We start from the raw sequence: 20,808 nt of genomic DNA on the forward strand, positions 1-20,808 counted from the left end.
AAATGAAAGCGGCAACCGCTGTAATCGACCGCCGCGCTCTGCGACATAATCTGCAACAGGTGCGCCGCCAGGCGCCGCAAAGCCGCCTGATTGCCGTTGTGAAAGCAAACGCTTATGGACATGGCCTGCTGGAAACAGCACACACCCTGCAAGACGCCGACTGCTACGGCGTGGCGCGCATCGACGAGGCGCTGATGCTGCGTTCCGGCGGCATCGTCAAACCGATCCTGCTGCTGGAAGGCTTCTTCAGTGCCGAAGATCTGCCGGTGCTGGTGGTGAACAACATCGAAACCGCGGTGCACAGCATCGAACAGCTCGAAGCGCTGGAGCAGGCCGAGCTGGCGCGCCCGGTGCCGGTGTGGATGAAGCTCGATACCGGCATGCATCGGCTGGGGGTGCGCCCCGAACACGCGGAGGCGTTTTATCAGCGCCTGTGCGCCTGCCGCAACGTGGCGCAGCCGGTCAATATCATGAGTCACTTCAGCCGTGCCGACGAGCCGGAATCCGACACCACGTTGAAACAGATCGCCTGCTTCGAGCAGTTCGCGCGCGGCAAACCGGGCCAGCGTTCGGTCGCCGCCTCCGGCGGCACGCTGCTGTGGCCGGACGCCCACAACGAGTGGGTTCGCCCCGGCATCATTCTGTACGGCGTGTCGCCGCTGGATAACGGCAGCGGCGCCGAGCATGGGCTGCAGCCGGCGATGACCCTGAAGTCCAGCCTGATCGCGGTGCGCGAGCACAAAGCCGGCGAAGCGGTCGGCTACGGCGGCACCTGGGTAAGCCCGCGCGATACCCGGCTGGGCGTGGTGGCGATGGGGTACGGCGACGGCTACCCGCGCAGCGCGCCGACCGGTACGCCGATCCTGATCAACGGCCGCGAAGTGCCGATCGTCGGCCGGGTGTCGATGGACATGATTTCGGTCGATCTCGGGCCGGACGCCGCCGATAAGGTGGGGGATGAAGCGGTGCTGTGGGGGCCGGCGCTGCCGGTCGAGCGCATCGCCGTCTGCACCGGCATCAGCGCCTACGAGCTGATCACCAAGCTCACGCAGCGCGTGGCGATGGAATACATCGGCGACTGAAACGCCGCAGGGGCCGACGCGCGTCGGCCCCGTTTATCAGCGGGTTACTTCTTTACCGCCAACCACTTATCGATAATCTTCTGATACTCGCCGGTCGCCTTGGCCAGGTGCAGCCACTGATCCACATACAGTTTCCAGCTCAGATCGTCGCGCGGCAGCATGTAAGCCTTCTCGCCGTACTGCATCGGCTTGGTCGGATTCACCGCGCACAGCTTCGGATAGCGTTTCTGCTGGTACAGCGCCTCGGAGGCGTCAGTGATCATCACGTCCGCCTTGCGGTCCACCAGCTGCTGGAAAATGCTCATGTTGTCGTGCGTGAGCGTCAGTTTGGCCTTCGGCAGGTAGGCGTGCACGAAGGCTTCATTGGTGCCGCCCGCCGGTTCCAGCAGACGTACCGACGGTTTGTTGATCTGCTCGAGAGTGCGGTATTTCTTCACGTCGGTGCAGCGCACCAGCGGGATTTTGCCGTCGGTATCCAGCTTGTCGGCGAAGAACACCTGCTTTTGCCGCTCCAGCGTGACGGAGATGCCGCCCATCGCGATGTCGCACTTGCCGGAGGCGAAGTCCGGCGTCAGGGTTTTCCAGCTGGTCTTCACCCACTTCACTTTCGCGCCCAGACTCTTGGCCAGCGATTCCGCCATGTCGATATCGATGCCTTCATAGCTGCCGTCTTCCTTGAGGAAGGTATAGGGCTTGTAGTCGCCGGTGGTGCAGACCTCCAGGGTCTTTTGCTGCAGCACCTTGTCCAGGTGGAATTGCGCGCCGGCGCTGCCGGCGGCGAGCAGCAGCGCGAGAGGGAGTAACTTTTTCATCTGGCGTCCTTTTTATACATTCGTGGTTTTATGCGTTACTTCGCCGTTAATTGTCGTTTGCCTGCATGAGTTAGCCGTTTTTTATGCCGCTTACCGGCGAAAACGCCGGGCGTTGCTGCTGTACGCGATTTAAGCGCCAGGGTGTGACGTCGGCAACGGTAAAAAAACTGGTAGGCTGTAACGTCAACATTTATTAACACAGTTTACAGGTGGCTATGTACAACATTGACGATTTTGATATGAAAATCCTGACGCTGTTACAGGCCAACGGGCGTCTGACTAATCAGGAGTTGAGCGAGCTGGTCGGGCTCTCGGCCTCCCAGTGTTCGCGGCGGCGCATCAGCCTGGAGCAGGCGCAGCTGATCCGCGGCTACCACGCGCGGCTGGCGCCCGAGGCGGTCGGCCTGGGGCTGGTGGGGCTGATTGAGGTTAGCCTGATCACGCACGCGCAGGAGCAGATCGACAGCTTTCATCAGATGCTGGAGGACGTGGACGCGATCCTTGACGCTTACAAGACTACCGGCGACGCCGATTACCTGTTGAAAGTGGCGGTGGCAGACCTGCCGGCGCTGAGCGAATTCATCAGTCAGACGCTGTCGCCGCACAAAAGCGTGGCGCATATCAAAACGGCGGTGGTGCTCAATCGCATCAAGGAAAACGGTTTATTGCCGGTGGCGCGAGAAAGCTAAAACCGAATGCGGTTTTCCGTCTATATTAGGAACGTAACGCTGTGCCCAAACCACAATAAATAAACCAGGAGAAAAACCCCGTGTTCCAGAACGTTGACGCCTATGCCGGCGATCCCATTCTGTCGCTGATGGAAAAATTCAAACAAGACCCGCGCGCGCACAAGGTAAACCTGAGTATCGGCCTGTACTACGATGCGCAGGGCATCATCCCGCAGATGCGGGCGGTCGCTGCGGCGCAAGCGCAGTTGAACAGCGTCGAGCACGGCGCCTCGGTATACCTGCCGATGGAAGGGCTACAACCCTACCGTTCCGCCATCCAGCATCTGCTGTTCGGCGCGCAGCACCCGATGCTGCAGCAGGGGCGTATCGCCACCATTCAGACCGTCGGCGGTTCCGGCGCGTTGAAAGTGGGCGCCGACTTCCTGAAAAGCTACTTCCCGGATTCGCAGGTGTGGGTCAGCGATCCGACTTGGGAAAACCACGTCGCCATCTTCAGCGGTGCCGGTTTCAAGGTGAATACCTATCCGTATTTCGACAGCGAAAGCCTGGGCGTGAAGTTCGACGCCATGCTCGCCGCGCTGAAACAGCTGCCGAAGCACAGCATCGCGCTGCTGCACCCGTGCTGCCACAACCCGACCGGTTCCGACCTGACCCCTGCCCAGTGGGATGAGGTGGTTAAGGTGATCGCCGAGCGTGAGATCATTCCGTTCCTCGACATCGCCTATCAGGGCTTCGGCGGCGGCATGGAGCAGGACGCCTACGCCATTCGCGCCATCGCGGCGGCCGGCCTGCCGTGCCTGGTGAGCAACTCGTTCTCGAAGATCTTCTCGCTGTACGGCGAGCGCGTCGGCGGCCTGTCGGTGGTGTGCGAAAGCGAAGAGGCGGCCGGGCGCGTACTGGGCCAGCTGAAGGCCACCGTTCGCCGCAACTACTCGAGCCCGCCGAATTTCGGCGCGCAGCTGGTGGCCAAGGTGCTGAACGACGCCCAGTTGAAAACCCAATGGCTGGACGAAGTGGAGAGCATGCGTACCCGCATTCTCGAGATGCGTCACGCGCTGGTGGACACCCTGAAGAGCGCGCTGCCGCAGCGCAACTTCGATTACCTGCTGGCGCAGCGCGGCATGTTCAGCTACACCGGCTTCAGCGCGGCGCAGGTCGATCGTTTGCGTGAAGAGTTCGGCGTCTACCTGATCCACAGCGGCCGCATGTGCGTGGCCGGCCTGAACCACAACAACGTGCGTCAGGTGGCCGAGGCGTTTGCCGCGGTGCAGTAACGCCTGTTAGTCTGAACGGACGTTCATCGGGGAGCGATAGCGATATCGCTCCTTTTTTATTGCCGGCGCGCTGCCGAAGTTGCCGCAAACCGGAGAGAGAATATACTGATTGAGGGGCGCTCACTCATGTGGCATCAGCAAACGCTAATCCTCAGCGCAAAAGCGCGTGGCTTTCATCTGGTTACCGACGAGATCGTCAACCAGTTAACCCACTTACACCGCCTGCAAACCGGCCTGCTGCATCTGTTGCTGCAGCATACCTCGGCCTCGCTGACGCTCAACGAGAACTGCGATCCCACGGTGCGAGCCGATATGGAGCAGCATTTCCTGCGCCAGGTGCCGGAAAACGCACCCTATCAGCATGACTACGAAGGGCCGGACGACATGCCGGCGCACATCAAATCCTCGCTGTTGGGCGCTTCCTTGACGCTGCCCGTCAGGCACGGGCGGCTGATGTTGGGCACATGGCAGGGCATCTGGCTGGGGGAGCACCGCATCCACGGCGGAGCACGCCGTATTGTGGCCACTTTACAGGGGGAATAACCCAATGAATAACAGCGCATTGCTGGAGTACTGCATGGCGAAGCCGGGCGCGGAACAAAGCGACCAGAACCAGTGGCAGGCCAGCCAGATCAAGGTGGGCGACGTGATGTTCGCCATGGTGTGCGAGGTCGAAGGGCGGCCGGCGCTGGCGGTCAAGTCCAGCCCGGAGCTGGCGGAAAGCCTGCGCGAACACCACCCGGAGATCGTCGCCTGCGCCGGCCTGAACAAGGCGCACTGGAATACGGTGTTTCTCGACGGCAACCTGCCGAACTCGCAGTTTTACACGCTGATCGACAGCTCCTATCAGCTGGTGGTGGAAGGCCTGCCCGAACACGTGCGCCAGGAACTGCGCGCCTGACTGCCGGGCGGCGGCGCCGCCCGTTTTTCTCCTGTTTTTTCGTGTCAAAGCGTGATCGTGATTTTAAATTGGGAACGTTCCCTTTTTGTCGTCAGGCAAAAGCGGCTACGCTTGGGCATTCAAGAAACGCGGATAAAATTAAGGAGGCCGACATGGCCATCAGCGAAGAAAAGCGCAAGATGATCGCCGGGGCGCTGTACGACGCCGGCGACGACCTGCTGCGCAGCGAACGTCGGCGCGCGCGCCAGTTGACGCATCGCTATAACCACTCCTCGCCGGAAGAGGGCGAGCTGCGCAAACAGTGGCTGGACGAGCTGCTGGGCGGCTATCAGGGCGGCACCATCGAGCCGACCTTCCGCTGCGACTATGGCTATAACATTTATCTCGGCAAGAACTTCTACGCCAATTTCGACTGCGTGATCCTCGACGTGTGCGAGGTGCATATCGGCGACAACTGCCTGCTGGCGCCGGGCGTGCATATCTACACCGCGACCCATCCGCTGGACGCCGAGACCCGCGTCGGCGGCGCGGAGTTCGGTAAGCCGGTCAGGATTGGCGATAACGTGTGGATCGGCGGGCGCGCGGTGATCAATCCGGGCGTGACCATCGGCGATAATGCGGTCGTGGCCTCCGGCGCGGTGGTCACCAAAGACGTGCCGGCCAACTGCGTGGTGGGTGGCAACCCCGCGCGGGTGCTGAAAACGCTGTAGGCCCGGTGGGGCGGATTAAAACATGCTGCCGTGGCGCTCGAAGCCGTGCATCTCAATGTCTTTGAGCGCCTTGAAGCGTTTGACCATCACCGCATGATCCGACAGCAGGTTGCTGATGCGGACAAACAGCTCCTTATTCTCTTCTTCGCACTGTTCCAGCCAGGCCTGCGGATTCACGCCGTGCTGCATCCAGGGGCCGACGGCCAGCAGCCGCACCGTGTCGGCGTAATTTGGGCATACGGCGAGCGCCACGCGGTCTGCGGAATACTCCTGCGCGCGGGTGGTCGCCAGGCCGGGCAGCACCAGCGACTGCGGTACGACGCCGATCGCCAGGCGCCACAGCGACACGTGGCGCAGCTTGTGGTGGGCCAGCTCGTGCGCCAGCACGAACTCCACGATCTCCGGCGCGGTGGGCATCAGCATGGCGATTTCAGCGTGGATCACCACATAGCGCTGACGGCGGTTGCATTCCAGCGCGAAGGCGTTGACCACGCCGTTGCCGTTGGTCAGGTAGAGCTTCGGCAGCGCCTTGAGCTCCAGGCGGCGGCCAATATCCTGATACAGCGCGAACAGCTCGGGAAATTGCGCCGGCCCGACGCGCAAGGCGTTGGATTTCGCCTGGGCGGCGAGATAGAAACGATAAATATAGAAAGCGATGGGGATCAGCGGTAATAAGGCGAACAGGCTGAGCGTATCCAATGTTTCCTTGGCTTCCGTGCCTAAGCCCCGAATCGTCTCGTCCGAGGACGCGACAATAGCGGCGATGCCAAATAAAAAACCGAGAAGCGTTATTATCGCCGATAGCCAGATCATGGGCATTTCCCAGCGGTGGCGAAATGCCGTGAAGTTCCGACTTTCTGTCGAATGATGTTGGCACATAAAATATCCTTAATAAGGGCGAGTAACGCCAGATATTGTCAGGTAAATATGACATGGCTTAATTATCCGCCTGTTTACCTCACAATTCGTTAAACTATAGTTTATTTTTTCGCCGTCGCGTTATTGCGTTATCTGTCTGGCGTATGCGCTCGCTCTCATTGGATAAAGCATCAGAAGCTGTAGCTGGCGCTGGTGAAGGCCATACCCGACGTGGTTTTTTCGACGATAGGGCTGTCGGCCGCGTCGCCCAGTAGGCGGGTCACGCCAACCCCGGCCTGGAAGGCTACGTTTGGTCGCCATTGGTAATTGAGGGCGGCGGTGAGGGTCGCGTCCTTGAAACCGCTGCCCGGCCGATAAGTGCTGAAAGCGCTGCGCTGTGCCTGTTGTGACGTCACGCCGAAATAGCCGCGCTGATAGCCGCTGTTGGCCCAGGTGGTGGAAAGGTTGCCGATAAGCGTCAGCCGTTCGCTGAGCGGATATTGCCCGGTGAGCCCGGTTTCCACATAGGCCGTGTGGCCCAGTTCTTCCCCGCCGTAGCTGCGCTTGCGCGTCGCCTGCATGCCTTTTACGTAGGCGCGAAAAGGATCGAGTTGGTAGCTCAGTTCGGCGCCGGCCTCCAGTGCGCCACCCAGCTTGCCCATGCCTTTGAGTCGGGTGTTGCGCCCGCGCAAGGTTCTGATTTCCTCGTCACGGCCGGCGTCATAGTTGAGCAATAACGCGATGCCGACGGGGCCGGCGAGAGGGAATTGCCAGCGTGCACCTTCGCTGCCTGCGCTGAACTCTCCCCAGCTGGCGTTTTGATAGCCGGCGTTCACCTGATACAAGGGTTCAATGCTGTAAAAAGAAGAGCCTTCATAGGCGGGGGCGACGGCGAGGCCGCCGGCGAGCGTTAAAGAGGCCTCGCCGTCCTGAGCCTGAGCGGCGAGAGGAAACAGAAAGAACAGCGCGGTGGCAGAGGTAGCCAGTTTATTATCCACGTTAAACACCTTTTATATCATCCCATTGAATATACGGCCCGCAGGCCGGCGATTAATTGCAGCTTATTTATAAACTCCAGGTTTATATTGATTAATTGGCAGACGACGGCGCGTCATTGGCGTTATTTCACCGCAACAGTGAAACGCATGAGGAATAAACAACAGCCAAACGAGCGGCATGATGAGAGAAGTTTATTATTGGCCGGGAAGAAACTGCCTGTTTTTAAAGGAATGATGCAGAGAAGAGGATTTGCCGTTACTCGGGTGGTGAGGGGTAGCGCTCAACGAGGCGGCCTATTCCGCCTCGTTGAGAGGGATAACCCGCCGTTATTTTTCCAGCAGCGGTTTCAGGAAGCGTGCGGTGTGCGATTTTTCACACTCGGCCACGGTTTCCGGCGTGCCGGCGACCAGGATCTCGCCGCCGCCGCTGCCGCCTTCCGGCCCCAGATCGACGATCCAGTCGGCGGTCTTGATCACGTCCAGGTTATGCTCGATGACCACGATGGTGTTGCCCTGATCGCGCAACTGGTGCAGCACCGCCAACAGCTGTTGGATATCGGCGAAGTGCAGACCGGTGGTCGGTTCGTCGAGGATATACAGCGTCTGGCCGGTGCCGCGTTTCGACAGCTCGCGCGCCAGCTTGACGCGCTGCGCCTCCCCGCCGGAGAGCGTGGTGGCCGACTGGCCGAGGCGGATGTACGACAGGCCGACATCCATCAGGGTCTGCAGCTTGCGCGCCAGCGCCGGCACCGCGTCGAAGAACTCACGCGCTTCTTCGATGGTCATCTCCAGCACTTCGTGGATGCTTTTGCCCTTGTACTTCACTTCCAGCGTTTCGCGGTTATAGCGCTTGCCCTTGCACTGGTCGCACGGTACGTAGATGTCCGGCAGGAAGTGCATCTCGACCTTGATCACCCCGTCACCCTGACAGGCTTCACAGCGCCCACCCTTGACGTTGAAACTGAAGCGGCCCGGCGTATAACCGCGGCTGCGCGATTCCGGCACGCCGGCGAACAGCTCGCGCACCGGGGTGAAGATGCCGGTGTAGGTGGCCGGGTTGGAGCGTGGCGTACGGCCGATCGGGCTCTGATCGATGTCGATCACCTTGTCGAAATGTTCCAGGCCCGTCACTTCGCGGAACGGCGCCGGTTCGGCGATGGTGGCGCCGTTAAGCTGGCGCTGGGCGATCGGGAACAGCGTATCGTTGATCAGCGTCGATTTGCCGGAGCCGGAAACGCCGGTGATGCAGGTAAACAGACCGACCGGCAGCGTCAGCGTCACGTCCTTCAGGTTGTTGCCGCGCGCGCCGCTCAGCTTCAACACCTTGGTCGGATCGGCCGGCACGCGCTGCGCGGGGATGGCGATCTCGCGCTTGCCGCTGAGGAACTGGCCGGTCAGCGACTCCGGCTGCGCCATGATGTCGTCGACGGTGCCTTCCGCCACCACCTGGCCGCCGTGCACGCCGGCGCCGGGGCCAATGTCGATCACGTGGTCGGCGGCGCGGATGGCGTCTTCGTCATGCTCCACCACGATTACCGTGTTGCCGAGGTTGCGCAGGTGGATCAGCGTTTCCAGCAGGCGCTCGTTATCGCGCTGGTGCAGGCCGATCGACGGCTCATCCAGCACGTACATCACGCCCACCAGGCCGGCGCCGATCTGGCTGGCCAAACGAATACGCTGCGCTTCGCCGCCGGAGAGCGTCTCCGCCGAACGGGACAGTGACAGGTAATTCAGGCCGACGTTCACCAGGAATTTCAGGCGATCGCCGATCTCTTTCAGCACTTTTTCGGCGATCTTGGCGCGTTGGCCGCTGAGCTTCATGTTCTGGAAGAAGGTCATCGCATGGCCGATGCTCAGATCGGAGATCTCCGGCAGCGTAGTGTCTTCGACGAATACGTTGCGCGCTTCTTCGCGCAGGCGGGTGCCGTGGCACGAGGCGCAAGGGCGGTTGCTGATGAATTTCGCCAGCTCTTCGCGCACCGCGCTGGATTCGGTCTCTTTGTAGCGGCGCTCCATGTTGTGCAGCACGCCTTCGAACGGATGGCGGCGCACGGTGGTGTCACCGCGATCGTTGATGTATTTGAATTCGATCGACTCTTTGCCGGAGCCGCTCAGCACCGCCTTCTGTACGTCGGCACTCAGGGTGTTGAACGGCGCCTCGACGTCGAACTCATAGTGATCCGCCAGCGAACGCAGCATCTGGAAGTAATAGAAGTTGCGGCGATCCCAGCCGCGGATCGCGCCGCCGGCCAGCGACAGCTCGGGGTTTTGCACCACGCGATCCGGATCGAAGAACTGCTGCACGCCCAGGCCGTCGCAGGTCGGGCAGGCGCCGGCCGGGTTGTTGAAGGAAAACAGGCGCGGTTCCAGCTCGCGCATGCTGTAGCCGCAGATCGGGCAGGCGAAGTTGGCGGAGAACAGCAGCTCGTCCGCTTTTTCGTCGTCCATGTCCGCCACCACCGCGGTGCCGCCGGACAGTTCCAGCGCAGTTTCGAACGATTCGGCCAGGCGTTGCGCCATGTCGTCGCGCACCTTGAAGCGATCGACCACCACTTCGATGGTGTGTTTCTTCTGCAGCTCCAGCTTCGGCGGATCGGACAGATCGCACACTTCACCGTCGATGCGCGCGCGGATATAGCCCTGGGCGGCCAGGTTTTCCAGCGTTTTGGTGTGCTCGCCCTTGCGGTCTTTCACCACCGGCGCCAGCAGCATCAGGCGCTTGCCTTCCGGCTGGCTCAGCACGTTATCGACCATTTGGCTGACGGTTTGCGCCGCCAGCGGCACATGGTGATCCGGGCAGCGCGGCTCGCCGACGCGGGCGAACAGCAGGCGCAGGTAGTCGTGGATCTCGGTGATGGTGCCGACCGTGGATCGCGGGTTGTGCGAGGTGGACTTCTGCTCGATGGAGATCGCCGGCGACAGGCCTTCGATATGATCGACGTCCGGTTTTTCCATCAGCGACAGGAACTGGCGCGCATAGGCGGAGAGCGATTCGACGTAGCGCCGCTGCCCTTCGGCATACAGCGTATCGAAAGCCAGCGATGACTTACCGGAACCGGACAGGCCGGTGACGACGATCAGTTTGTCACGCGGGATGATCAGGTTGATGTTTTTCAGATTATGGGTTCGAGCACCACGAACTTCGATATTGTCCATTTACACTTCCCGTCTTGATGATACACCGCGCCTGTCGCGATTTTTGCGGGGGATTTTGTGATGGATCTCGCAAAAAACCGGCACAGCCTGGTCGAAACGCATAATTATGACACAAAAAAACCTGAATGAATATCCAGTATGCGAATGCAACAAGGTCGATCGAAAAGACAATTCTGGAATGCAATTCGCACTTATCAACACGGGTGTGGTTTCGCACTCAGCGTGGTAAACTGACGCGTTTATACTGTGTAGAAATCAATCATCGGGAGAAGTGCTCATGGCCAGCAGAGGCGTAAACAAAGTAATTCTGGTCGGGAATCTGGGTCAGGATCCAGAAGTCCGTTACATGCCGAACGGCGGCGCAGTGGCCAACATTACCCTGGCGACCTCCGAAAGCTGGCGTGACAAGGCGACCGGCGAACAGAAAGAGAAGACCGAGTGGCACCGCGTCGTGCTGTTCGGCAAACTGGCCGAAGTGGCGGGCGAATACCTGCGTAAAGGCTCTCAGGTCTACATCGAAGGCTCCCTGCAGACGCGTAAATGGACCGATCAGTCCGGCGTGGAAAAATACACCACCGAAGTGGTGGTTAACGTCGGCGGCACCATGCAGATGCTGGGCGGCCGTCAGGGCGGCGGCGCACCGGCCGGTCAATCTGCCGGCGGCCAGGGCGGTTGGGGCCAGCCTCAGCAGCCACAGGGCGGCAACCAGTTCAGCGGCGGCCAGCAGCAGTCTCGCCCGGCGCAGAACAGCGCTCCGGCGGCCAGCAGCAACGAACCACCAATGGATTTCGACGACGATATTCCGTTCTGAAGATGACCTTAGAGTTATCTGTAAAGAATGAAAACATAGACCCCTGTTAATTCAGGGGTTTTTTGTTTCTATCGTCGGAAAAAGTGTCTTGTATAAATTGGTGATCTTTCACATAAAGTGTACCTTGTAATTGTGTAATGTTTATGGGGTGTGAGTGCATGGAAAAGAACTACAGAGTTACAACATTTGTCATGGATAGTGGCGAACGCTATTGTGGACTGACCCCACCCCGGTAGACGATCTTGCCCTATAGTTGGACTGACCCCACCCCGGTAGACGATCCTGCCCTATAGTGTGAGCATAGGAGGAGCGTATGGGCACACCACGATTTACACCTGAATTTAAGGAAGAAGCTGTCCGTCAGATAACGGAACGCGGTTATTCCGTTGCCGAAGTATCTGACCGTTTGGGTGTTTCTGCACACAGCCTCTATAAGTGGCTACGGGCTATCAAACCTGGTAACAGCGAACAGCATGCTAGGGATTTACTGGAAGCCAAAAGCGAGATCCTGAAACTACGGGCACAGCTAAAACGTACTGAAGAAGAACGGGATATCCTGAAAAAGGCCGCGCGGTACTTTGCAAGGGAGCCCGACTGAAGTACCGCTTTATCAATGAGCACCGCACTGTATGGGGTGTGATGACGATGTGTCGGGTACTGCATGTCGCCCGGGCCGGGTTCTACGCGTGGCTGCATAACCCGGTCTCGGCGCGTGATAAAGATAACCAGCGTCTGCTGACGCTTATCCGTGATTCATATTCACTGAGCGGAGGCGTATACGGTTACCGGCGGGTTCATGGCGATCTGAACGAAATCGGGGAAACCTGCGGCAAAAACCGGGTGGGCCGTCTTATGCAACTGAACTGGATTAAAGCCGTGCGGGGCTATAAAACACCACGGCGTATCGCCGGCCGACCTTCGGTGGTTGCCCCTAATCGCGTACAGCGGCAGTTTACCGTTGTCCGGGCCAATCAGGTCTGGGTCACCGACATCACTTACATCCGCACCTGGCAGGGCTGGTTGTATCTGGCGGTGGTTATCGACCTCTTCGCCCGTAACGTGGTGGGCTGGTCGATGAAGCCAACCCTCTCACGCGAACTGGCACTGGATGCGCTGATGATGGCGGTCTGGCGACGTAAACCGGACAGCGAGGTCATCGTGCACTCAGACTAGGGTTGCCAGTATGGCAGCGACGACTGGCAACGGTTTTGTCGGGCCAATAACCTGGCACCCAGTATGAGCCGGCGTGGTAACTGTTGGGATAATGCAGTGGCCGAATCGTTCTTCAGTTCACTGAAAAAAGAACGCATCAGGAAGAGAATATACAAAACCCGGGATCTGGCCCGGGCGGATATCTTCGATTACATTGAAGTGTTCTACAACCGGGCCCGGCGTCACAGTCACCTCGGCGGCGTCAGTCCGGAGGCCTTTGAACGGGCCTCGTCGTGAGGACAGAATTTGTCTACGAGCGTCGGGTCAGTCCAACTATAGGGCAGGATCGTCTACCGGGGTGGGGTCAGTCCAAGGCGGCAGAACCATTGGTCGGAAAGTTGCCGTCAAGACAGTCCCTCAATGCACATGAGGCAATAGTTACTGCCTATCAAACGAAGAAAGAGGCGCTGAAAGGGCGGGGGCCCAAAAATCCGCGTCCAGCTAGTTTGAACATTGCTGCTGCCAGGATTGTGAACCTGGAAAGCGAAGTCGAAGAACTTAGGGAAGAGAACCGGAGGTTCAAACAGCAGTTTGTGATCTGGCAATACAATGCATATAAACATGGAATGACAGAACATCAACTTAATGCGCAGTTGACAAAGATTGACCGGGAGCGTTCTGATGGTGAAAAACGATAATAATCTCGGTAGTATAATTTTTCGTAATATTATTTATAAAGGAGATTGAAAATGATTGACCAGTCTTTTTCAGCGAGGAATTTTAGAAGGATATACGACCTAGATAGGAAAAATAAAGGTACTTTAGAAGTTGAACACTTTCCTGACGCTTATAAGATCGGGAAGAAAATAACAATGTTAAAAGGTTTTATTTATTGGCTCGCAAGAAGACTGAGAAGTGGTCAGATTAGCACGGCTAAATTTGAAGAAAAGAAAGATAAAGTTAATGAGCATATTAAGCTTAGAAAAGAACAATATAATAATGAAGTGAATAGCAAGTTGAAAATTATTGCACAGAATGTCGGTATAAAAGGGTACGCGTTACCTTTGACGTTATTGCCACATCAAGTGAAGAATAAAAATGTATATTCAATTGGGAATTCAGTTGAAGCATTATTTGTGTCTAGGCAAATAAAATTTATTTTAAGTTCGTTATACACAATAAAATCAAATAATAGGGATCTGATTATCAGTCGCCTAAGCGCCTTGGCTAAGGAAATGAGTCCAAAGTATATAATCAGGGCCGATGTTGAAAGTTTTTATGAATCTATAAACCATAAGTCTTTATTAGATATGTTGCATTCATCACCTAAGTTATCTGTTCCGCCACGTCGGGTGATTACTCAGTTAATTAGGAAATATCAGGCTTTAACTGGGCTAGATAAAGGGGTGCCTCGTGGTGTAGGCATAAGTTCTTATTTATCTGAGCTGTATATGAGTGTTGTAGATGATAAAATAAGGGCCTTACCAGATGTTACTTATTATGAACGGTTTGTAGATGATTTGATAGTGATCTTTTCACCAGATAAAGGAGGGAATACTTGTAGCTATCTCCCCAAAATTACTAGCATTATAAATGACCGTGCCTTGTGCCTTAATAATAAAACAAAAGAACTGGATTTATTTACACAATCTAATAAAAGTTTTGAATATCTAGGCTACAAATTTCAGCTAACAGCTAGAGACTGTAGTATAAAGATGAGTTCAAATAAAGTTCAAAAAATTAGAAGTCGAATTGATAAAACATTTTATGAATATAATCAGAGTGTTAGTAAAACACCAAAGAGAGCGGCAAAAAATATTTTGCTTAGAATGAAATTTCTTACCGGAAACACTCGTCTTTATAATAGTAAATCAAAAGCCTTTGTTGGGATATATTTTAGTAATCGATTCATAACTGATTTATCTGATTTAAATGGATTGGATTCTTATTTGGCGAATAAAATAGATGGTTTGCAAGATCAGAAACTTAAAAAGAGAATTAGTAAGTTTTCCTTTAGTAAAGGTTTTGAAGATAAAATTTTTAGGAAATTTAGTTTCATAGAATTTAGCGATATATCTAAGGGATGGTCACATGTCTAAAAAAGCGTTATCGATAAATTTCCCAATAGAACGAGTAGTTCTTTCCGATTTTTTACCATATGAAGTTCCTATTATTTTTTCAAATAGACATTTTTACAAGTTTATTGTTAAGCATCAAATAAAACATGATGGGTTGAATTTCATATGGCTAAAGAGAGATGACTGTTTAAATAGTTTAATTCTACTTTTATTGGGTCTTGAACAGAACACGGAAACAGTTGAAATAGTTGATAAGGGTATTAGTTATACTAAAACAAATATCAAGTATGCTAAACTGCCTAGCATTGCTTTTACTTTTCCAATTTCGCATAAACATAAAGAATACAGATACTTGTCTCTAATTCATCCTAAAGGACAGCTATTGGGCGTTGATTTCTATAGGAATTATAAAGATTTAATAACATACTATTCAAATGTTAGCCCATTTAGCCTCAGATCAGCAAAAAGGATCGCTGGTTGTACTTACATCGATTCAAAATCTCTAATTGAAAGTTTTGAGAAAGAAGATTTAAGTATTGAGGTTGAAGGTCAGGATTATGAAAATTTAAAATCTTTTTTTGTTTATAAGAAATATCGTAATATTTTTGAATTTTATGAATCTGAAGATCATCATTGGTGTGAAAAGCGTTTTAATTTTCTCTCTAAATTAGATGTGTCGAACTGTTTTGATTCAATTTACACCCATTCAATTTCATGGGCTGTTTTGCAAAAAAATTATTCAAAACAACAGTTAAATAAGACACAGTCGACATTCCCATTTAAATTTGATCAATTGATGCAGAGGTCGAACTACAACGAAACAAATGGAATAATAATTGGGCCGGAATTATCCAGGATTTTTGCAGAGATAATAATGCAGTCAGTGGATAACAATATCATCAATGATCTTAATAAAGACGGTTTAGTTCTTGGTGGGGATTACCAAGTATATCGCTATGTCGATGACTATTTCATTTTTTATAATGACGATGATGTATTCAATAAAATTAGAATAAGCACACAGAAAAATCTAAAAACCTTCAAGCTAAGTTTGAATAAATATAAAGAAGAGAGGTTTTCGCGTCCAATAATAACGCCAATAACTATAGCCAAGAAAAAAATAGCGAATTTGATATCGGAAAGAATATCTTATAACATTACTGACAATGGCTCTCTAGAAGAAGATATTAAGAAAGGGAATGTCTACATACATCAAAATAGTTTATCTACCGACTTTAAATCGATACTTTCTGTATCAGGGATAACATATTCGGATATCTTAAACTATTCATTGTCTATTATTGAAAGGAAAATCAAGACACTTTTTAAAGATTATAAAGAGTTTTCAAAAGATGAAAGTGGCGAGCGTCAACTAATTAATGCTATTGTATCTGTGGTGAATTTCACATATTTTATATATGCAGTTGCTCCTAAAGTGAATAGCACTATAAAATTATGCAGGATAATTCAGCAAGTAATTATGTTTGTTAAAGATCAAAAAATAGGCGAAGAATATCAACATATTGTATTCAAATGTGTATTCGATAATTCATGTTCTATTTTAGATAAATACTCCATTGATAAAACAACACCGATCGAAACTTTGTATTTGTTAGTGCTGGTTAGGCAGCTTGGTAAATATTATTGGTTAGGTGAAAAAAGCTTGATGAAGTATTTCAATATTAGCTTTGAAGGTGGTGTATACTCATTTGATGATAATTTGAATTACTTCTCCATTACTTCTCTAATGTTTTATATGAGTGACAAAAAAAGATATGATGGGGTCAGGAAGCATCTTTTGCTTCATATTGAAAATATTTATAGCATGAAAGTTGATACTCTTCTAAATGAGTCTGAATTGGTTCACTTAACGTTGGATCTAATTGCTTGCCCATACATACCTGTTTCTTTTAAAAAAGCTCTGCTTTCTCGTTATGGTATTGAAAAATCGTATGTGAAACGAATTATTTCATTAAATGAATATTGGTTTACAAAATGGAATGACTTTGATTTTGCGAAGGAGCTGGACGCGAAACTTAGCAACGCTGTATACTGAGAGGAAGCGCATCAGGCACCCTTAATGGCTGTTGGCAGCCGCACACACCAGCGCTAACGGGTATGATTGCCCTATGCATGGGAGTTATACTTGGCGAGATCCGCCTGAGTCTTTCCGTTGAGATAACCCCCTACTACACAGCTTTTGGCCTATGTGGTAGGGGGTTGTTGAGACTAAAGTAGTATAGATACAAGGGCGTCAAAGACTAGCCTGACAGTTATCCTAAATACTTAATATAAATTAATCGGTGTGCAGTAACTTTGCACGGCGTTCTTGCATTTTTTCGCCATGGTTCTTTCTTTTATTACCACAAAGATAACAAGAACATGCACAATGTGACTGATAGATTTTACCTATAGTAATTGATGTTTTAGTTACTGCAATACGATAAAATCTTCTCTTCGATTTCAAACGAAAGGCATGCTGTCGTCGCCAAGACCTATCTCTAACCATATAAATTTACTCCACTTTTCTAACGCGGCATTATACCGCGTCCGTATCAGCACATGGAGTCCAACATCAATCTGTTTATTCACTTTTACACCATCATTTAACCTAGTTCTGCTTATAGTATCAATTTCTATTAACTATCTGAACTATATATGGTCTTATACACTTATCTTAAAATTGTGTAGAGTTTTATTTCGTAATATCTCCTACTATTGTTAGCATAAAGCATGAGGATTATGCTCGTGCTTTATACTAACTTTCAATACCGATTCTTTATTTAGAAATCTTCTATCAACTCTGAGATTCTTTCTTGGAAATACATTGGATATTTTTCTATCACCTTCATTGCATTACCTCGATTATTTTTCAACTCTTTCACGAGATACTTCTTCTGAGTCGCCGCTAGCTTCAAGGATGTGGCGAGATCCTGAGCTATTACGCGATCTGAAAAACCAAGCTCATATAGGGAAATAGCGGTGTCTGTTGGAAGACCATATTTTAGTTTTTTGGAAAAGCTGCAGACGATTGCACAGATCCCTTGTGCCATCCCTATTAAGAGTTTCGATGAACTCAGATATTGCACCTACAACGAGCGTTGCATTATATGCAAGCGCCCCTTCGCAGATATCCACATTCTTAGATTCTATAGGCTTTTTTGAATAGGTTAGCATAGCCTTTGACGCTAACTCATTACTCTTAGTGCTACTGAGTCAGAAAACCGCGGTTAAGAAGTAAGTTTCATCAATAGGCAAGGAATGTAAAATTTTTAGTCGTCATAAAGAGTATCTTTAACTAAAAGCATTACATAACTATTACTTTTTAATTTAACTTATTGAAATTAATGTTTTTTATTTATAATCAGGTAAACAGAACCGTTCTAAGCCTGGCGACAGCGCTAAAAAAACCCCGCTCAGGCGGGGTTTTTTGTGGGCGCTCGCTGCCGATTTTCTGTGGTGGTGTCGCCAATCAGTAAATTGCTACCGGGTTGATGTTGACCTGCGTTGAACCGACATACAGCGGTTGCCCCAGCACGAACAGGAATTCCCAGGTTTTCGTGTGCACCAGCGGGCGGCTGTCGATCAGCTCCAGGTTATAGACGCCGCGCTTGGCCAGCAGGTATTGGTTGACCGGGAACTCTTCGTCATTTTTCGGGTTAGGGTACACTTCGGAAGCCCAGGTATCACCGCCAAAGGCTACGATGCCTTGGTCAGCCAACCACTTCGCCGCTTCCATGCCGATACCCGGTTCGATCTCCAGGAATTTTTTATTGTCCTTACCAATCAGCTCCAGCCAACCGGTATTAAATAAAACAACGTCGCCTTTTCTTAAGCTAATGCCCTGCTTCTTAAGCACCGCTTGAATATCCGCAACGGAAAATTCAGTGCCGCCCGGAACGATGTCTTTATGATAATAAGCCGTCATATCGAGCACCACGCCGCGGGTGACCATGGGCGGCACTTTTTCCACGCCCAGTTTCTTCACGCCATCAACGGTGACAAAGTCCGCCGCCTTATTGCCGTTATAATAAACGTTGTCGATGCCGATATGGCCTATACCGTTCAACTGGGTGCCGACGCCGGTCCAGGCATTCACCAATTCATCATTGAAGGTGAATTTATTGGGGCCAAGCGTTTTTCCGTCCTGCTGACCAGGCTGAATATTATATAAACGGAAGCTACGGTGGCGGAACGCCGGGAAATCTTTATCGACGGGAACGGCCAATGACAATGTCTTGCCTTGCTTTACCAACTGCACGGACTGTAATACCCCTTCCGGCGTAAGCAGGTTGGCGGCGCCGATTTCGTCTTTTGCACCGTAAACAGAAGGATACCAGTCTGACGGCTGAGCGGCGGACTCTGCGGCGTGTGCAGGCACTGTGGCAAGCAAAGGCAGCAGGAGGGAGAGGCGATACAATGATTTCATCAGTGACTCATCCTTATAACGACGTATTGCAAGGTGAATGAAAATGAGCCATCCGGACATAGGCGATGTCAGGCCGCCGAATAATAACCGGTGGAGAAAGAGGCTCATTTTTTAGTACGCGGGTGCATTAGCGTGATGCTTTATAAAGCGTGGTGAATAACCACCCGACGATGACTTCCTTATGCGGAAATAAATAACGCCGGTGAGCGGCGTTATTGGCATTATTTTTTAAGCTCTGCACTCATGGTGACGAAATTGCCCATGTAGGCGCTGGTGATTTTATAGCCACTTGCGCCGGCCTCTTGCGCTTTTTTAGCGATGAGGGCTTCGGTGGAATCCAGCGTTCTGCCGGTTGCGGTAACGCTTTCTGCTGCGGCGTTAAACGACAACATGGAGAACAGAGCGAGTGAAATAACGGTGGTCATGGTTTTCATATCTTTATCCTGTGTTCGACGATTCGAAAAATGAGGGTGTCCGGTACGACACGATGGAGCGAAGGATAAAGGGGGCGATGAGGTGAATAAATAACAGAATCGTCAATAAACTATTCCGTTTTTGTACATAAACTGATTCGATTGTTGTTTTTCAAGCGGTGTTGGTGGTGTATAGCGGGGGGTGGCGAACGGGTATGTATCGACCTTCAGGCTTACACATTGCGCAGCTGAATAAATAAAAAGCCCCTTGCGGGGCTTGGACGTTACGCCGAGAAGCCGCCGTCGATGCTCAGGCTGGCGCCGGTGATATAACCCGCCTGCGGGCCGGCCAGGTAGGCGACGAAGCCGGCGATCTCTTCATCTTTGCCGTAGCGGCCGATCGCCATCAGCTGCTTGAGCTGATCGGCGAATTCGCCGGCGTCCGGGTTCATTTCGGTGTCCACCGGGCCGGGCTGCACGTTATTGACGGTGATGCCGCGCGGGCCGAGATCGCGCGCCATGCCTTTGGTCAGGCCGACCAGCGCCGATTTGCTCATTGCATACACCGCCGCGCCGCCGAACGGCACGCGCTCGGCGTTGGTGCTGCCGATGTGGATGATGCGGCCGCCGTCGTTCATGTGGCGCGCCGCTTCCTGGCTGGCGACGAACACGCTGCGCACGTTGACCGCCAGCATGCGATCCAAATCGTCCAGCGCCAGCTCCTCGGTGCTGCCCAGCGTAAATACCCCGGCGTTGTTCACCAGAATATCCAGGTTGCCGAAGTGGCTGACCGCCTGGCGCACCGCCTGCTGTAGCGCCGCGGCATCGGCGCTGTCGGCCTTGATGGCGAGGGCTTTGCCGCCGGCGACAGTAACGGCGCTCGCCACTGCTTCGGCGCGATCGGCCGAGGCGGCGTAGGTAAAGGCGACGGCGGCGCCTTCGTTCGCCAACCGTTTCACGATGGCAGCGCCGATGCCGCGTGAGCCGCCCTGAACGAACGCGACTTTGCCTTGCAGAGGGTGTGCTGTGGTCATGTTATTTCTCCAAAGTGGGTGAGGGTAAGGCGTGATTCCCAGTATCGGTGAAATGTCTGGCGGCCACTGTTCACAAAGAGCTTTGCCTGCCCACAACGAGAAAAGCCCCTTGCGGGGCTTCTTTCTTCCGTCGGTTGGCTGTTCGACGATCAGTTGAAGATTTCTGCGGTGCCGTACAGTTTGTTCTGACCGCCGGCGGCGACGATGCGGTATGAGCTGGCGCCCGACGCGGCGGCTTTGCTGGCCAGTTCGCTTTCCAACGCGCTCAGGTTGGTGGCGCCGCTAACGGAGACTACGCCGATTTTCTGGGCGTCTGCAGCGGGTTGGCTGGAAGGCAGGTCAGCGGCGAAGGTAGCGAAAGAAGCGGTAGCCAGCAGCGCAGCGGTAGCAAAAATTTTGACGTTTTTCATG

The 20,808-nt window shown here is 52.9% G+C and carries 18 protein-coding genes and 1 pseudogene; 11 read left to right on the forward strand and 8 right to left on the reverse strand.

Annotated features, from left to right (window positions below):
- The first annotated feature begins 2 nt into the window (after window positions 1-2).
- Entirely contained in the window at window positions 3-1,082 is a 1,080-nt protein-coding gene (alr, locus tag FHU12_RS24500; RefSeq protein ID WP_141972292.1) for an alanine racemase, read from the forward strand.
- A gap of 44 nt (window positions 1,083-1,126) precedes the next feature.
- On the opposite strand, the gene FHU12_RS24505 is transcribed toward alr, so the two are convergent.
- Window positions 1,127-1,894: a transporter substrate-binding domain-containing protein gene (locus tag FHU12_RS24505; protein WP_141972294.1), complete on the reverse strand. Its 768-nt coding sequence runs from the start codon at window positions 1,892-1,894 to the stop codon at window positions 1,127-1,129.
- A 215-nt stretch (window positions 1,895-2,109) separates the two neighbouring features.
- Between FHU12_RS24505 and FHU12_RS24510 the strand changes: the two genes are divergently transcribed.
- From FHU12_RS24510 to maa, 5 genes are all read left to right on the forward strand, one after another.
- A complete protein-coding gene (locus FHU12_RS24510) occupies window positions 2,110-2,583 on the forward strand; it encodes an Lrp/AsnC family transcriptional regulator (protein WP_038874314.1) in 474 nt (157 codons plus the stop codon).
- 80 nt (window positions 2,584-2,663) lie between these two features.
- Window positions 2,664-3,857, forward strand: coding sequence for an amino acid aminotransferase (locus FHU12_RS24515; protein WP_038874312.1), 1,194 nt, complete (start codon window positions 2,664-2,666; stop codon window positions 3,855-3,857).
- A 126-nt stretch (window positions 3,858-3,983) separates the two neighbouring features.
- A complete protein-coding gene (locus FHU12_RS24520) occupies window positions 3,984-4,400 on the forward strand; it encodes a secondary thiamine-phosphate synthase enzyme YjbQ (protein ID WP_004936779.1) in 417 nt (138 codons plus the stop codon).
- 4 nt (window positions 4,401-4,404) lie between these two features.
- On the forward strand, window positions 4,405-4,758 hold the full coding sequence (locus FHU12_RS24525; RefSeq protein WP_038874311.1) for an MmcQ/YjbR family DNA-binding protein: 354 nt from the start codon (window positions 4,405-4,407) through the stop codon (window positions 4,756-4,758).
- A 152-nt stretch (window positions 4,759-4,910) separates the two neighbouring features.
- Window positions 4,911-5,468: a maltose O-acetyltransferase gene (gene maa, locus FHU12_RS24530; RefSeq protein WP_141972296.1), complete on the forward strand. Its 558-nt coding sequence runs from the start codon at window positions 4,911-4,913 to the stop codon at window positions 5,466-5,468.
- Window positions 5,469-5,483: 15 nt separating this feature from the next.
- On the opposite strand, the gene FHU12_RS24535 is transcribed toward maa, so the two are convergent.
- From FHU12_RS24535 to uvrA, 3 genes are all read right to left on the reverse strand, one after another.
- Window positions 5,484-6,281 carry a M48 family metallopeptidase gene (locus tag FHU12_RS24535; RefSeq protein WP_185742345.1) on the reverse strand — a complete coding sequence of 266 codons (798 nt, stop codon included), beginning with the start codon at window positions 6,279-6,281 and terminating at the stop codon, window positions 5,484-5,486.
- A gap of 236 nt (window positions 6,282-6,517) precedes the next feature.
- The gene (locus FHU12_RS24540) at window positions 6,518-7,324 is read right to left on the reverse strand and encodes a MipA/OmpV family protein (protein WP_260440757.1); all 807 of its coding nucleotides are present in this window, start codon (window positions 7,322-7,324) and stop codon (window positions 6,518-6,520) included.
- A gap of 327 nt (window positions 7,325-7,651) precedes the next feature.
- The gene (gene uvrA / locus FHU12_RS24545; RefSeq protein WP_141972302.1) at window positions 7,652-10,480 is read right to left on the reverse strand and encodes an excinuclease ABC subunit UvrA; all 2,829 of its coding nucleotides are present in this window, start codon (window positions 10,478-10,480) and stop codon (window positions 7,652-7,654) included.
- A 277-nt stretch (window positions 10,481-10,757) separates the two neighbouring features.
- Between uvrA and ssb1 the strand changes: the two genes are divergently transcribed.
- The 5 genes and pseudogenes from ssb1 (at window position 10,758) to drt3b (ending at window position 16,577) form a co-directional block, all read left to right on the forward strand.
- A complete protein-coding gene (gene ssb1, locus FHU12_RS24555) occupies window positions 10,758-11,291 on the forward strand; it encodes a single-stranded DNA-binding protein SSB1 (RefSeq protein WP_063988542.1) in 534 nt (177 codons plus the stop codon).
- Window positions 11,292-11,604: 313 nt separating this feature from the next.
- Window positions 11,605-12,740: pseudogene (locus FHU12_RS24565) on the forward strand (IS3 family transposase).
- Between the two features lie 89 nt (window positions 12,741-12,829).
- Window positions 12,830-13,141 (forward strand): hypothetical protein, encoded by a 312-nt coding sequence (locus tag FHU12_RS24570; protein ID WP_185742378.1) that lies wholly within the window; start codon window positions 12,830-12,832, stop codon window positions 13,139-13,141.
- 51 nt (window positions 13,142-13,192) lie between these two features.
- Window positions 13,193-14,542, forward strand: a complete 1,350-nt coding sequence (gene drt3a, locus FHU12_RS24575) for an antiviral reverse transcriptase Drt3a (protein ID WP_141972303.1) — start codon at window positions 13,193-13,195, stop codon at window positions 14,540-14,542.
- Entirely contained in the window at window positions 14,535-16,577 is a 2,043-nt protein-coding gene (gene drt3b / locus FHU12_RS24580; RefSeq protein WP_141972305.1) for an antiviral reverse transcriptase Drt3b, read from the forward strand. The genes drt3a and drt3b overlap by 8 nt, the downstream gene beginning before the upstream one ends.
- A gap of 1,416 nt (window positions 16,578-17,993) precedes the next feature.
- Here the strand turns inward: drt3b and FHU12_RS24595 are convergent.
- The 4 genes from FHU12_RS24595 to bhsA all read right to left on the reverse strand — a co-directional run bounded on the left by FHU12_RS24595 (window position 17,994) and on the right by bhsA (window position 20,807).
- Window positions 17,994-18,950 carry a cyclase family protein gene (locus tag FHU12_RS24595; RefSeq protein WP_141972309.1) on the reverse strand — a complete coding sequence of 319 codons (957 nt, stop codon included), beginning with the start codon at window positions 18,948-18,950 and terminating at the stop codon, window positions 17,994-17,996.
- Window positions 18,951-19,171: 221 nt separating this feature from the next.
- Window positions 19,172-19,384, reverse strand: a complete 213-nt coding sequence (locus tag FHU12_RS24600; protein WP_004936800.1) for a YdgH/BhsA/McbA family protein — start codon at window positions 19,382-19,384, stop codon at window positions 19,172-19,174.
- 263 nt (window positions 19,385-19,647) lie between these two features.
- Window positions 19,648-20,397 carry a 3-oxoacyl-ACP reductase family protein gene (locus FHU12_RS24605; protein WP_141972312.1) on the reverse strand — a complete coding sequence of 250 codons (750 nt, stop codon included), beginning with the start codon at window positions 20,395-20,397 and terminating at the stop codon, window positions 19,648-19,650.
- A gap of 149 nt (window positions 20,398-20,546) precedes the next feature.
- A complete protein-coding gene (gene bhsA / locus FHU12_RS24610; protein ID WP_025304435.1) occupies window positions 20,547-20,807 on the reverse strand; it encodes a multiple stress resistance protein BhsA in 261 nt (86 codons plus the stop codon).
- Between the last annotated feature and the right edge of the window lies 1 nt (window position 20,808).

It is taken from the genome of Serratia marcescens (genome assembly GCF_006715005.1).
Lineage (GTDB): Bacteria > Pseudomonadota > Gammaproteobacteria > Enterobacterales > Enterobacteriaceae > Serratia > Serratia montpellierensis.